The organism is Paraburkholderia fynbosensis (assembly GCF_902859935.1).
Lineage (GTDB): Bacteria > Pseudomonadota > Gammaproteobacteria > Burkholderiales > Burkholderiaceae > Paraburkholderia > Paraburkholderia fynbosensis.
Genome location: NZ_CADIKI010000002.1, coordinates 21,495 through 34,480 on the forward strand (window position 1 = coordinate 21,495; position 12,986 = coordinate 34,480).

Genomic DNA, 12,986 nt, shown 5'->3' on the forward strand with positions numbered 1-12,986 from the left:
GATGAGCAGTATCGACCCTAAACAATTCGGCAAAGTGGCAGTGCTGCTCGGTGGAGATTCCGCCGAGCGCGAGGTATCGCTCAACTCCGGACGGCTCGTGTTGCAGGGCCTGCGCGACGCCGGCGTCGACGCGCATCCGTTCGATCCGGCCGAGCGCCCGCTCGCCGCGTTGAAGGAAGAAGGCTTCGTGCGCGCGTTCAACGCGCTGCATGGCGGCTACGGCGAGAACGGCCAGATTCAGGGCGCGCTCGACTTTTACGGCATCAAGTACACCGGCAGCGGCGTGCTCGGCTCGGCGTTGGGTCTCGACAAGTTCCGCACCAAGCTCGTGTGGCAGCAGCTCGGCATTCCGACGCCGCCGTTCGAAACAGTGCTGCACGGCGACGACTACGCGGCGCGCGCGAAAGACATCGTCGCGAAGCTCGGCTTGCCGCTCTTCGTGAAGCCGGCGAGCGAAGGGTCGAGCGTCGCGGTGATCAAGGTGAAGAGCGCGGACGCATTGCCGGCCGCGCTGATCGAAGCGGTGAAGTACGACAGGATCGTCGTGGTCGAAAAGAGCATCGAAGGCGGCGGCGAATACACCGCGTGCATCGCGGGCGACCTGGACCTGCCGGTGATCCGCATCGTGCCGGCCGGCGAATTCTACGACTATCACGCGAAGTACATCGCCAACGACACGCAGTATCTGATTCCGTGCGGTCTGGCGGCGCACGAGGAAGCGCGCCTGAAAGTGCTGGCGCGCCGGGCGTTCGACGTGCTCGGCTGCACCGACTGGGGCCGCGCCGATTTCATGCTCGACGGCGAGGGCAATCCGTACTTTCTGGAAGTGAACACGGCGCCTGGGATGACCGATCACTCGCTGCCGCCGAAAGCGGCGCGCGCAGTGGGCATCAGCTATCAGGAACTGGTTGTCGGCGTGTTGGCGCTGACGCTGCAGGATTAACCGGGGCGACCCGAAAGCAACACCATGTGGAACAACGTTCGCCAGCTCAATCTCGCCACCAACGCATTGCATGCGTTGCTGGTGCTCGTGCTGCTGGCGGCGGGCGGTTACTGGCTGATCCAGCGCCCGAATTTCGCGCTGCGCGAAATCCAGATCGATGGCGACACCGAGCACATCAATTCGCCGACGGTGCGCGCCGGTGTAGTGGGGCGGTTGAAGGGCAACTTTTTCACGGTCGATCTCGACGTCGCGCGGCAGGCGTTCGAGCAGATGCCGTGGGTGCGTCACGCGAGCGTGCGGCGGGTCTGGCCGAATGCGCTGGCTGTCACGCTCGAGGAGTACAAACCGCTGGGAACATGGGGCAGCGATCAGCTGGTCAGCGTCGACGGCGAGCTGTTCACCGCGAATCAGGGCGAGCTGGAACAAGATCTGCCCGCGTTCGACGGCCCGGACGGCACGGCAAAAGAGGTGGTCGCGCGTTATCACGACTTCCAGAAGTGGTTTGCGCCGTTGGGCGCGACGCCGGACGAAGTGACGCTGTCGCCGCGCTACGCGTGGACGGTGAAGCTGTCGAACGGCACGCAGGTTGAACTTGGACGCGAACGCAATCAGGACACGCTGCTCGATCGCAGCAAGCGCCTGACGGCGGCGTGGGGCGCGGTGACGCAACGTTGGGGAAAGGATATCGAGTATGCGGACTTGCGCTATCCGAACGGTTTCGCGATTCGCGCGGCTGGCATGCGCTTTATCAGCGAACCCGACAAGGGCAAGAAGTAAACGGACATCACACGCAATGAGCACGCTATGAGTAAAGACTATAAAGATCTGCTGGTCGCCCTCGACATCGGGACGTCGAAGGTCGTGGCCATCGTCGCCGAGTTGAAGGGCGAAGGTCACTACGAGGTGATCGGCCTCGGCCAGAGCGAATCGAAGGGGCTCAAGAAAGGCGTGGTGGTGAATATCGAAGCCACCGTGCAGTCGATTCAGCGCGCGCTCGAAGAAGCCGAGCTGATGGCCGACTGCAAGATCACGAATGTGTTCACCGGGATCGCCGGCAGCCATATCCGCAGCTTCAATTCGAGCGGCATGGTGGCGATCAAGGAGAAGGAAGTCACGCAGACGGACGTCGCGCGTGTGATCGAAACGGCGAAAGCGATCAACATCCCGACCGATCAGCAGGTGCTGCATATCCTGACGCAGGAATTCATCATCGACGGTCAGGAAGATGTGCGCGAGCCGATCGGCATGAGCGGCATCCGCCTCGAAGTAAAGGTGCACATCGTCACCGGCGCGGTGAGCGCGGCGCAGAACATCGTCAAGTGCGTGCGCCGTTGCGGGCTCGAAGTGAACGATCTGATTCTGCAGCCGCTCGCGTCGTCGCTCGCGGTGCTGACGGAAGACGAGAAGGAACTCGGCGTGGTGCTGGTCGATATCGGCGGCGGCACGACGGATATTGCGATTTTCAGCGAAGGCGCGATCCGTCATACGGCCGTGATTCCAATTGCCGGCGATCAGATCACGAGCGACATCGCGATGGCCTTGCGCACGCCGACGCCGGACGCCGAAGACATCAAGGTCGATTACGGCATCGCCAAGCAGGCCTTGGCCGATCCGGACGAGATGATCGAAGTGCCGGGTCTCGGCGAGCGCGGTCCACGCACGCTGTCGCGCCAGGCGCTGGCGGCGGTGGTCGAGCCGCGCGTCGAAGAACTGTTTTCGCTCGTGCAGCAGGTGGTGCGCGAGTCGGGTTACGAGGAACTGCTGAGCTCCGGGGTGGTGCTGACCGGCGGCGCGTCGATGATGCTCGGCATGGTCGAATTGGGTGAAGACATTTTCCTGAAGCCGGTGCGCATCGGCGTGCCGGAATACGCGGGCGGTCTCGCCGACGTCGTGCGCAATCCGCGCTATTCGACGGCAATGGGCCTGCTTGTCGAAGGACGCTCGCAACGCATGCGTGGCCGCAAGGTCGCGGTGCAATCGGGCTCGATGGGACAGGTGTTCACGCGCATGAAGGACTGGTTCCTCGGGAACTTCTGACGCAACGGTTTTGCTGCACAGATTTCGCTGAACGGGTTTCGAACGGGTTCTAAAAAATACGCGCTGGTGCCGGCGGCCGGCGCGCGACAGGCGGTTGCCCGATCTCCTGCCGAATAACGGCCGAGTGGCTGTAATTTTTTATCTTGACGGAGGCAACATGGAATTCCAGATGCTGGAAACCGAAACGAACGGCACCATCATCAAGGTGGTCGGAGTAGGTGGCGCTGGCGGCAATGCCGTTCAGCACATGATCAACAAAGGCGTGCAAGGCGTCGACTTCATCGTGATGAACACGGACGCGCAGGCACTGTCGCGTTCGCGCGCCACCGCGGTGATCCAGCTCGGCAATACGGGTCTGGGCGCCGGCGCCAAGCCGGAAATGGGCCGCGCCGCAGCCGAAGAAGCACGTGAGCGCATCGCCGACGCATTGCGTGGCGCACACATGGTCTTCATCACGGCCGGGATGGGCGGCGGCACGGGCACGGGTGCAGCACCGGTGGTCGCGCAGATCGCCAAGGAAATGGGCATCCTGACCGTCGGTGTGGTCAGCAAGCCGTTCGAGTTCGAAGGCGGCAAGCGCATGCGCGTCGCTGAAGCCGGTTCGCAGCAACTGGAGGATCACGTCGATTCGCTGATCGTCGTTCTGAACGACAAGCTGTTCGAGGTGATGGGCGACGACGCCGAGATGGACAAGTGCTTCCAGTGCGCGGACGATGTGCTGAACAACGCAGTGGCCGGCATCGCGGAAATCATCAACGTCGACGGTCTGGTGAACGTCGACTTCGAAGACGTGAAGACGGTGATGGGCGAGCAGGGCAAGGCGATGATGGGCACGGCGACGGTTGCCGGCGTCGATCGCGCGCGGCTGGCCGCCGAGCAGGCCGTTGCCAGCCCGCTGCTGGAAGGCGTGGATCTGTCGGGTGCGCGTGGCGTGCTGGTCAACATCACGTCGAGCCGTTCGCTGCGTCTGTCGGAAACGCGCGAAGTGATGAACACGATCAAGAGCTATGCTGCAGAAGACGCAACCGTGATCTTCGGCGCGGTGTACGACGATGCGATGGGCGACGCGCTGCGCGTGACGGTCGTGGCAACGGGTCTGGGCCGTGCGGCGAAGAAGCAGCAATCGGCACCGATGACGCTCCTGCGCACCGGTACCGACAACCAGCCGATCGGCGGGATGCAGCACGCAGCGCATGCTCCGTCGGCGTCGCACGCGAGCACGGCCGATTACGGCGCGCTGGACACGCCGGCAGTGTGGCGCACCTCGCGCGATACGGCCGCGTCGCACGTGCAGGCGTTGCAGGAAAAGGGCGTCGACACGTACGACATTCCGGCATTCCTGCGCAAGCAGGCGGACTGAGCGCGCGAGCAGGCTTTCGTTGCCGCGCTGTCTTTAGCAGCGCTGGCCGACGAATGCACGAGCGTGGCGGGTGAACAGCGAACAGGCCGCGTATCGTTCAGATTCGCGGCAGGAAAAGTGCCCTCTTCGGATTCGCGAAGCGGATTGGGCGACTGTCGCCGAACGGCGGAGCCAGTAGTACGTTAAGGCCCAGCCGGATTTCACTGCGACACGAGAACGTGCGAGCGTGCTTCGCATCGATGCAAAGGACTGAGCATGATTCAAGCAGGTGACAAGCTGCCCGACGCAACGCTTTTCGAGTTTATCGAAGACGAGCGGGCGGGCTGCACGTTGGGGCCGAACAGCTTCAGCGTGCGCGAGCAGACGGCGGGTAAGCGCGTGGTGATTTTCGGATTGCCGGGCGCGTTCACGCCGACCTGTTCGGCCAAACATGTACCGGGTTATGTCGAGCACGCCGGGCAGTTGCGCGCTCTTGGCATCGACGAGATCTGGTGCGTGTCCGTCAACGACGCGTTCGTAATGGGCGCGTGGGGACGCGATCAGCACGCCTCGGGCAAGGTGCGCATGATGGCGGACGGCAGTGCGGCTTTCACACGGGCGCTCGGTCTCGAGCAGGATTTGTCGGCGCGCGGCATGGGAATCCGTTCCCAGCGCTACGCGATGGTGGTCGACGACGGCGTGGTCAAGACGTTGAACGTCGAGGCTGCCGGCAAATTCGAAGTCAGCGATGCAGGGAGTATTCTCGCCACGTTGAGCTAGTTGCGCGGCGTCGCGCCTTCGCCTCTCCTCTGCGCGGATGTGCCGCGTTGCGGCAGGGCAACGGTGGATAAGACGCTTTTGTGACAGGCCGTTACGCGGGCCGATGACCGGAAACGCCTCCGTTCCGGACATCGGCCCGTCACGCTTTCCCTGACGGGCGCCCATTGGGTAATGCCGCGAAACAGATTGATACGTTCCGCGCAGCGACGCTCCTTAGGGTATTGGAGTATACTTCGCGCTATGGAATAAAAAGTCCCGATTGGGATTTTCAATCGAATAGAAGATCACCATGTTGAAGCAGCGCACTATCAAATCAATCGTCAAGACAGTTGGCATCGGGCTGCACTCCGGCCGTAAAGTCAACCTGACGCTCCGCCCGGCGGCGCCGGACACTGGCATCGTGTTTTCGCGCGTGGATCTGCCCACGCCGGTGGACATCCCGGCGTCGGCGATGGCGATTGGCGATACGCGTCTCGCTTCCGTGTTGCAAAAAGATGGCGCGCGCGTGTCGACCATCGAGCACCTGATGTCCGCCTGCGCCGGTCTCGGCATCGACAATCTTTACGTCGACGTCACCGCCGAAGAAATTCCGATCATGGACGGCAGTGCCGGTTCGTTCGTGTTCCTGATCCAGTCCGCGGGTATCGAAGAGCAGAACGCGGCGAAGAAATTCATCAAGGTCACGAAGCCGGTCGAAATTAGCGACGGCGACAAGTTTGCGCGCCTCGATCCCTACTTCGGTTTCAAGCTGAAGTTCACGATCGACTTCCGTCACCCGGCCGTTGACAAGACCGGCCAGGCGCTGGAAGTGGATTTCGCCAACACGTCGTACGTGCGCGAAATCGCGCGTGCCCGCACGTTCGGTTTTGCGCATGAAGTGGAAATGATGCGCGAACTGGGTCTGGCACGCGGCGGCAGCATGGACAACGCGATCGTGCTCGACGAATACCGCATTCTGAACAACGACGGCCTGCGCTACGACGACGAGTTCGTGAAGCACAAGATGCTCGACGCGATCGGCGACCTGTATGTGGTCGGTCATCCGTTGCTGGCGTCGTACAACGCGTACAAGTCGGGTCACGGCCTGAACAACGCACTGCTGCGCGAGTTGCTGGCGCATGAAGACTCGTACGAAATCGTCACGTTCGAAGACACGCAGAAAGCACCACGCGGCTTCGCGTACGAAACGCAAACGGCATTCGCATGACGCCTTTGTTTGATCACGCGGAAGCAAGTGCATAAAAAACGGCCCACGCGGGCCGTTTTTTTTCGTTCAGCGATTTCTTCGATGCCTTGCCGCCATTCTCGCCAGCGCTTCCTGGAGCGGGGACGGCGCGAGCGACTCGGAGAGCGCATACAGTGCGTCGGCGCCGGTCGGCGTCATGCGCGCCTGCTTGACCGGCGGGGGCGCTTTGACCGGCTGCGGCCGCACCCGAATTCTCAGCGCATTGACCGGCCAGCCGCGCTGCTGCAGGTCCGCCAGTAGCCGCGGCTCCAGATGCCGCAGCCGCGCGGCGAGCGCATTGTGCGCAGCAAAGAGGGCCAGCACGCCGTCCTTGATGAAGCCCGGCTCAACGCTCGTCGCCAGATAATCGGGCAGCAGCGCACGCAGATCCTTTTCCAGCGCGGCGATCTGCTCGACGCCCGCGCGCAGGGCCGCGAAGGCGTCCGTGCGATTGAGCACCTCGGCGACAGGCTGGGGGCGGCGCGCCTTGAACTGCTGGGGCGGCGGCCTTGAAAAGGACGGAAAACGGCTCATGTTTGACGGTAGCGGCGTGTTCGCACCCGATGCGCGTCCACGCTGCGATTGTACCGTGCGGGATGCCCGCGAGCCCGTCTCGATGCGTGCTGTCAAAGATCGCTGCGGCGGGCTTCAGATGCCTTGCTGCCGTCGCGGCTCTGACACAGGCGCTGCCGGGGGCGCGTGCTAAAATGCCCGATTCGAATTCACTCTTGGACTAAGCCGCCGAGGCCCTTCCGACCCCGGAGCGCGCGTGCCTGAACAACACGCCGTGACCCAGCCGAAGCCGCGACGCAGACACCGATCCGATGACCACCGGTTTTCTACAAAAGATTTTTGGCAGCCGCAACCAGCGGTTAGTCAAGCAATATCAAAAGACCGTCGCGGCGATCAATGCGCTCGAACCGCAGATCGAGCAATTGACGGACGATCAACTGCGCGCCAAAACGGGTGAATTCCGCCAGCGCGTCGCGAGCGGCGAATCGCTCGACAAGCTGCTGCCCGAAGCGTTTGCCGTGTGCCGCGAGGCCAGCAAGCGGGTGCTGAAAATGCGCCACTTCGACGTGCAACTGATCGGCGGCATGGTCCTGCACTACGGCAAGATCGGCGAAATGCGCACTGGCGAAGGCAAGACGCTCGTCGCCACGCTGCCGGTGTACCTGAACGCGCTGTCGGGCCGCGGCGTCCACGTGGTCACGGTCAACGACTACCTCGCTCAGCGCGACGCCGAATGGATGGCGCGTCTGTACAACTTCCTCGGTTTGTCGGTCGGCATCAACCTGTCGCAGATGGACCACGAAGCGAAGCAGGCAGCTTACGCCGCCGACATCACGTACGGCACGAACAACGAATTCGGCTTTGACTACCTGCGCGACAACATGGTCTACGAGACCGAAGCGCGCGTGCAGCGAGCCCTCAACTTCGCGGTGGTCGACGAGGTTGACTCGATCCTGATCGACGAAGCGCGTACGCCGCTGATCATCTCCGGCCAAGCCGAAGATCACACCGAACTCTATGTGCGCATGAATGCGCTGCCGCCGCTGCTCGAACGCCAGATCGGTGAAGAGAAGGCGGACGGCACCGGCGTCGAAAAGCCGGGCGACTATACGCTGGACGAGAAGGGCCGTCAGGTGTTCCTGACCGAGTCGGGCCACGAAAAGGCCGAGCGCCTGCTCGCCGAGTGGGGCCTGATTGGCGAGGCCGAAAGCCTGTACGCACCGCAGAACATCACGCTGATGCACCACGTGTACGCGGCACTGCGCGCGCACACGCTGTTCTTCAAGGATCAGCACTACGTCGTGCAGAACAACGAAGTGGTGATCGTCGATGAATTCACCGGTCGTCTGATGGCGGGCCGCCGCTGGTCGGACGGCTTGCACCAGGCAGTGGAAGCGAAGGAACACGTGAAGATCCAGAGCGAGAATCAGACGCTCGCATCGATCACGTTCCAGAACTACTTCCGCATGTACGCGAAGCTGGCCGGCATGACCGGCACAGCCGATACCGAAGCGTACGAATTCAACGAGATTTACGGTCTCGAAACGGTCGTGATCCCGACCAACCGGCCGCCCAAGCGGCTCGACAAGCAGGATCAGATTTACAAGACCGCCAAGGAGCGCTACGACGCGGTGATCCGCGACATTCGCGAGTGCTACGAGCGCGGTCAGCCGGTGCTGGTCGGCACGACGTCGATCGAGAACTCCGAGCTGCTCTCGCATCTGCTGAAGCAGGCCGGTCTGCCGCACGAAGTGCTGAACGCGAAGCAGCACGCGCGTGAAGCCGAGATCGTCGCCGAAGCGGGCCGCCCGAAGCGCATCACGATCGCCACCAACATGGCGGGCCGTGGTACCGACATCGTGCTTGGCGGCAATGCGGAAAAGCAGGCGTCGTTCATCGAGCAGGACGAGACGCTGTCCGACGACGAGAAACAGCGCCGCATCCAGAAGCTGCACGACGAGTGGCAGGCGCTGCACGATCAGGTGAAGGCCGCGGGCGGTCTGCACATCATCGGCACCGAGCGTCACGAATCGCGCCGCATCGACAACCAGTTGCGCGGCCGCGCCGGCCGTCAGGGCGATCCGGGTTCGTCGCGCTTCTATCTGTCGCTGGAAGATCCGCTGCTGCGCATTTTCGCGGGCGACCGTGTGCGCGCGATCATGGATCGCCTGAAGATGCCGGAAGGCGAGGCGATCGAAGCGGGCATCGTGTCGCGCTCGATCGAATCGGCGCAGCGCAAGGTCGAAGCGCGCAACTTCGACGTTCGCAAGCAATTGCTCGAATACGACGATGTGTCGAACGATCAGCGCAAGGTGATCTATCAGCAGCGCAATGAATTGCTCGAAGCGAACGACATCACCGAGACCATCGGCGCGATGCGTCATGGCGTGGTCGCCGACATCGTTCACCAGTTCGTGCCGGCGGGCAGCATCGAAGAGCAGTGGGACGTGCCCGAGCTCGAGGAAGTGCTGCGCAACGAATGGCAGCTCGACCTCGCGATCCAGGAAATGATCAACGAGTCGAACTCGATCAGCGCGGACGAGATTCTCGAAGCGGTCGAAGCCGCCGCCGACGAAGCGTACGAGGCGAAGGTCGAACTGGTCGGCCGCGAATCGTTCAGCGCGTTCGAACGCTCGATCATGTTGCAAACGTTGGACCGTAGTTGGCGCGAACATCTGGCCGCGCTCGACCATCTGCGCCAGGGCATCCATCTGCGCGGCTATGCGCAGAAGAACCCGAAGCAGGAATACAAGCGCGAAGCGTTCGAACTGTTCGCCGCGATGCTCGACGCAGTGAAGCTCGAAGTCACCCGCGTGGTAATGAACGTGCAGATCCAGTCGCCCGAACAGTTGGAAGAGGCGGCCGAACAACTGGAAGAGCAGGGCAGCCATCTCGAGAACGTCGAGTTTCGCCACGCCGAGTTCGCCGAAGCTGCGGCCGCAGCGCCGGTCGCCGCCGAAGCGGCCACCGCTGCGATGATCGGCGACGCGATGAGCCACGGCCACGGTGCGGCGTCGCCAGCGACGGTGAATTTCGGCGCGGACAACGTGCCGAAGGTCGGCCGCAACGATCCCTGCCCGTGCGGCAGCGGCAAGAAGTACAAGCAGTGCCACGGCAAGATCGTCTGATGCCGAAAGCGGCGCGCTCCTGAGCGCGCCGCGTCGTTTTACGCAGCGCTTTGCTGTTGATTTCGCGGTGGCTCGGCAACCTGCCCGGGCCATCAGTTCCGTTTCCTCGATGCCGGCGCCTGCCGGCATTTTCTTCGACAGGTCGCGACCATGGCTGTCAATTTCCCCTCGATCGATCCCGCTCAACTCCACCCTGTCGCCGGCGTTACGCTCGGCTGGGCCGAGGCGAACATCCGCAAGCCGAACCGTAAAGACGTGCTCGTCATCTCCGTCGACGAAAGCGCGACGGTAGGCGGCGTGTTCACGCAGAACCGTTTTTGCGCGGCGCCCGTCACGGTGTGCCGTGAGAATCTGGCGCGCGTGCGCGCCGGCGGCAAGCCGATCCGCGCGCTGGTGATCAACACGGGCAATGCGAACGCGGGCACGGGTGAGCCGGGTCTCGTGGCGGCGCGCGAAACGTGCGCCGAACTCGCGCGTCTCGCCGACATCGCGCCGGAACAGGTGCTGCCGTTTTCGACGGGCGTGATTCTCGAACCGCTGCCGGTCGATCGTCTGAAGGCCGGTTTGCCGGCCGCGCTGGCCAACCTTAAGGAAGCGAACTGGTACGACGCCGCGCAGGCGATCATGACCACCGACACGCTGGCGAAGGCCGCCTCGCGCCAGGTCACGATCGACGGCCACACGGTCACGCTGACCGGCATCAGCAAGGGCGCGGGCATGATCAAGCCGAACATGGCGACCATGCTCGGGTTCCTCGCGTTCGACGCAGCGCTCGCGCAGCCGGTGCTGGACGCGCTGGTCAAACATGTCGCGGACCGCTCGTTCAACTGCATCACGATCGATGGCGATACGTCGACCAACGATTCGTTCATCCTGATCGCGTCGGGCAAATCGAGCCTGCCGGCGATCACGTCCACCGATTCGCCCGCTTATGCAGCGTTGCGCGATGCGGTGACCGAAGTCGCCCAAACGCTCGCGCAACTGATCGTGCGCGACGGCGAAGGCGCGACCAAGTTCATGACCGTGCATGTCGAAGGCGGCTCGAGCGCCGGCGAATGCCGGCAGATCGCGTATGCGATCGGTCACTCGCCGCTTGTGAAGACAGCCTTCTATGCATCGGACCCGAACCTCGGCCGCATTCTGGCGGCCATCGGCTATGCCGGCGTGGACGATCTCGACGTCGGCAAGATCGATCTGTATCTGGACGACGTGCTGGTCGCGACCGCCGGCGGCCGCAACCCGGCCTACCGTGAGGAAGACGGCCAGCGCGTCATGAAGAAGAGCGAGATCGGCATTCGCGTCGTACTCGGCCGCGGCGATGCGCAAGCCACGATCTGGACTTGCGATCTGTCGCACGACTACGTGAGCATCAACGCTGACTATCGCTCGTAACCAGGTTCATTGGGCGGCCTTCGGCCGCGCATTGGGCCGCTTACCTCACCGTCATGGACAAACTCGAACAGTTTTTGACCCGGGCCGAAGCCGTGCTCGTCCGTCTTGAGGCGATGCTTCCGCCCGCCGCGCCTGAGATCGACTGGTCGGCCGCGGTCGCTTTTCGCTGGCGCAAGCGCCAGGGGCGCGGCTACCTGCAGCCGGTGCCCGCCATCTCGTCGATCACGCTCGACGACTTGCAGAACATCGATCGCCAGAAAGGGCTGATCGAGCAGAACACGCGCCAGTTCGTGCACAGGCAGCCGGCCAATAACGTGCTGCTGACGGGCGCGCGCGGCACCGGCAAATCGTCGCTGATCAAGGCGTGCCTGAACGCCTACGCGAAAGACGGCCTGCGTCTGATCGAAGTGGACAAGGACGATCTGCACGATCTCGGCGATATCGTCGACCTGATCGCGAAGCGGCCGGAGCGCTTCGTGGTGTTTTGCGACGACCTGTCGTTCGAAGACGGCGAGTCCGGCTACAAGGCGCTGAAGGTCGCGCTCGACGGTTCGATCGCCGCCCAGTCCGACAACGTGCTGATCTACGCGACGTCGAATCGCCGTCATCTGTTGCCCGAGTACATGAGCGACAACGAGACGTACAAGCACACGTCCGACGGCGAGATTCATCCGGGCGAGCTGGTGGAAGAAAAGATTTCGCTGTCAGAGCGTTTCGGGCTGTGGGTCAGCTTCTATCCGTTCAAGCAGGATGACTACCTGTCGATCATTGCCCACTGGCTGCGGCATTTCGGTTGCGACGACGCCGAAGTCGAGGCCGCGCGCGGCGACGCGCTGGTTTGGGCGCTCGAACGCGGCTCGCGCTCCGGACGCGTCGCGTGGCAATTCGCTCGCGACTGGTCCGGCCGGAAGAGCCCGGCATGAGCGACGCGCAGAAGAATGCCGCGGGCCGTCCGGTGACGGAAGTCGCCGTCGGCGTGCTGATTCAGCCGGACGGGCGCTATCTGCTGGCGCAGCGTCCGGCCGGCAAACCGTATGAGGGTTACTGGGAATTTCCGGGTGGCAAGCTGGAGGCGGGCGAGTCGGTCGAGGCCGCACTTGCGCGCGAGCTCCACGAGGAACTGGGGATCGACGTAGAGGCAAGCCATCTTTGGCATACGCTCGAACACGATTACCCGCACGCCTATGTGCGGCTCTTCTTCTGCAAGGTGACGCAGTGGTCCGGCGAGCCGCACGGCCGCGAAGGCCAGGCGTTCGTCTGGCAGGCGTTGCCTGCTGACGTCGCGCCGCTATTGCCGGCGACCATTCCGGTACTGGAATGGCTCGCGGCGGAAAAGAACTGATAGACAGAAGGTTAGGGCGGGCGCTGTGCTAGTAGCGTCTGCCGCCACAGGAGCCCGCTCAATGCGGGTTGTAGTCCCCCCCGGGTGTCTCATCCGACGACGCTTCCTGATCGGTCCCACCGATCTTGTACTTCTCAGCGGCCCAAGCGCCGAGATCGATCTGCTTGCAGCGATCGGAGCAGAACGGACGGTAGCGGCTTTCGGGGGTCCAGCGGACATCCTTGCCGCAAGTGGGGCATTTGACGACGGTAGGCATACGGTCAGGCAGTCAATCGCAAACGGAACAA

Annotated in this window: 12 protein-coding genes; 10 read left to right on the plus strand and 2 right to left on the minus strand. The window is 63.2% G+C overall.

Going from position 1 to position 12,986, the window contains the following annotated elements; all coding sequences use genetic code 11:
* The first annotated feature begins 1 nt into the window (after position 1).
* The 6 genes from HV770_RS03050 (at position 2) to lpxC (ending at position 6,306) form a co-directional block, all read left to right on the plus strand.
* Positions 2–943: a D-alanine--D-alanine ligase gene (locus HV770_RS03050; protein WP_175158051.1), complete on the plus strand. Its 942-nt coding sequence runs from the start codon at positions 2–4 to the stop codon at positions 941–943.
* 24 nt (positions 944–967) lie between these two features.
* Positions 968–1,720 carry a cell division protein FtsQ/DivIB gene (locus tag HV770_RS03055; protein WP_175158052.1) on the plus strand — a complete coding sequence of 251 codons (753 nt, stop codon included), beginning with the start codon at positions 968–970 and terminating at the stop codon, positions 1,718–1,720.
* 27 nt (positions 1,721–1,747) lie between these two features.
* Positions 1,748–2,980 carry a cell division protein FtsA gene (ftsA, locus tag HV770_RS03060; RefSeq protein WP_007180311.1) on the plus strand — a complete coding sequence of 411 codons (1,233 nt, stop codon included), beginning with the start codon at positions 1,748–1,750 and terminating at the stop codon, positions 2,978–2,980.
* Positions 2,981–3,137: 157 nt separating this feature from the next.
* Positions 3,138–4,340, plus strand: a complete 1,203-nt coding sequence (ftsZ, locus tag HV770_RS03065) for a cell division protein FtsZ (protein WP_175158053.1) — start codon at positions 3,138–3,140, stop codon at positions 4,338–4,340.
* 255 nt (positions 4,341–4,595) lie between these two features.
* Complete coding sequence (locus tag HV770_RS03070; protein WP_168665842.1) at positions 4,596–5,099, plus strand: peroxiredoxin; 504 nt, start codon at positions 4,596–4,598, stop codon at positions 5,097–5,099.
* A 289-nt stretch (positions 5,100–5,388) separates the two neighbouring features.
* Positions 5,389–6,306: a UDP-3-O-acyl-N-acetylglucosamine deacetylase gene (lpxC, locus tag HV770_RS03075; RefSeq protein WP_175158054.1), complete on the plus strand. Its 918-nt coding sequence runs from the start codon at positions 5,389–5,391 to the stop codon at positions 6,304–6,306.
* Positions 6,307–6,372: 66 nt separating this feature from the next.
* On the opposite strand, the gene HV770_RS03080 is transcribed toward lpxC, so the two are convergent.
* Positions 6,373–6,858, minus strand: coding sequence for a DciA family protein (locus HV770_RS03080; protein WP_175158055.1), 486 nt, complete (start codon positions 6,856–6,858; stop codon positions 6,373–6,375).
* A 290-nt stretch (positions 6,859–7,148) separates the two neighbouring features.
* Here HV770_RS03080 and secA point away from each other — a divergent pair, with 290 nt between their 5' ends.
* From secA to HV770_RS03100, 4 genes are all read left to right on the plus strand, one after another.
* Positions 7,149–9,965 carry a preprotein translocase subunit SecA gene (gene secA / locus HV770_RS03085; protein ID WP_175158056.1) on the plus strand — a complete coding sequence of 939 codons (2,817 nt, stop codon included), beginning with the start codon at positions 7,149–7,151 and terminating at the stop codon, positions 9,963–9,965.
* A 150-nt stretch (positions 9,966–10,115) separates the two neighbouring features.
* A complete protein-coding gene (argJ, locus tag HV770_RS03090) occupies positions 10,116–11,357 on the plus strand; it encodes a bifunctional glutamate N-acetyltransferase/amino-acid acetyltransferase ArgJ (RefSeq protein ID WP_175158057.1) in 1,242 nt (413 codons plus the stop codon).
* Between the two features lie 53 nt (positions 11,358–11,410).
* A complete protein-coding gene (locus tag HV770_RS03095) occupies positions 11,411–12,280 on the plus strand; it encodes an ATP-binding protein (protein WP_175158058.1) in 870 nt (289 codons plus the stop codon).
* The gene (locus HV770_RS03100; protein ID WP_121315761.1) at positions 12,277–12,699 is read left to right on the plus strand and encodes an NUDIX domain-containing protein; all 423 of its coding nucleotides are present in this window, start codon (positions 12,277–12,279) and stop codon (positions 12,697–12,699) included. Before HV770_RS03095 ends, HV770_RS03100 begins: the two co-directional genes overlap by 4 nt.
* A gap of 58 nt (positions 12,700–12,757) precedes the next feature.
* Here the strand turns inward: HV770_RS03100 and yacG are convergent, their stop codons facing one another.
* Positions 12,758–12,955, minus strand: coding sequence for a DNA gyrase inhibitor YacG (gene yacG, locus HV770_RS03105; RefSeq protein WP_121315760.1), 198 nt, complete (start codon positions 12,953–12,955; stop codon positions 12,758–12,760).
* Positions 12,956–12,986 lie beyond the last annotated feature (31 nt).

Bases quoted from the DNA above. Each gene is read 5' to 3' on its own strand.
- HV770_RS03055 (WP_175158052.1), top strand. From the start codon at position 968: ATGTGGAACAACGTTCGCCAGCTCAATCTCGCCACCAACGCATTGCAT.
- ftsA (WP_007180311.1), top strand. From the start codon at position 1,748: ATGAGTAAAGACTATAAAGATCTGCTGGTCGCCCTCGACATCGGGACG.
- yacG (WP_121315760.1), bottom strand. From the start codon at position 12,955: ATGCCTACCGTCGTCAAATGCCCCACTTGCGGCAAGGATGTCCGCTGG.
- ftsZ (WP_175158053.1), top strand. From the start codon at position 3,138: ATGGAATTCCAGATGCTGGAAACCGAAACGAACGGCACCATCATCAAG.
- HV770_RS03095 (WP_175158058.1), top strand. From the start codon at position 11,411: ATGGACAAACTCGAACAGTTTTTGACCCGGGCCGAAGCCGTGCTCGTC.
- HV770_RS03050 (WP_175158051.1), top strand. From the start codon at position 2: ATGAGCAGTATCGACCCTAAACAATTCGGCAAAGTGGCAGTGCTGCTC.
- argJ (WP_175158057.1), top strand. From the start codon at position 10,116: ATGGCTGTCAATTTCCCCTCGATCGATCCCGCTCAACTCCACCCTGTC.
- HV770_RS03070 (WP_168665842.1), top strand. From the start codon at position 4,596: ATGATTCAAGCAGGTGACAAGCTGCCCGACGCAACGCTTTTCGAGTTT.
- lpxC (WP_175158054.1), top strand. From the start codon at position 5,389: ATGTTGAAGCAGCGCACTATCAAATCAATCGTCAAGACAGTTGGCATC.
- HV770_RS03080 (WP_175158055.1), bottom strand. From the start codon at position 6,858: ATGAGCCGTTTTCCGTCCTTTTCAAGGCCGCCGCCCCAGCAGTTCAAG.
- secA (WP_175158056.1), top strand. From the start codon at position 7,149: ATGACCACCGGTTTTCTACAAAAGATTTTTGGCAGCCGCAACCAGCGG.
- HV770_RS03100 (WP_121315761.1), top strand. From the start codon at position 12,277: ATGAGCGACGCGCAGAAGAATGCCGCGGGCCGTCCGGTGACGGAAGTC.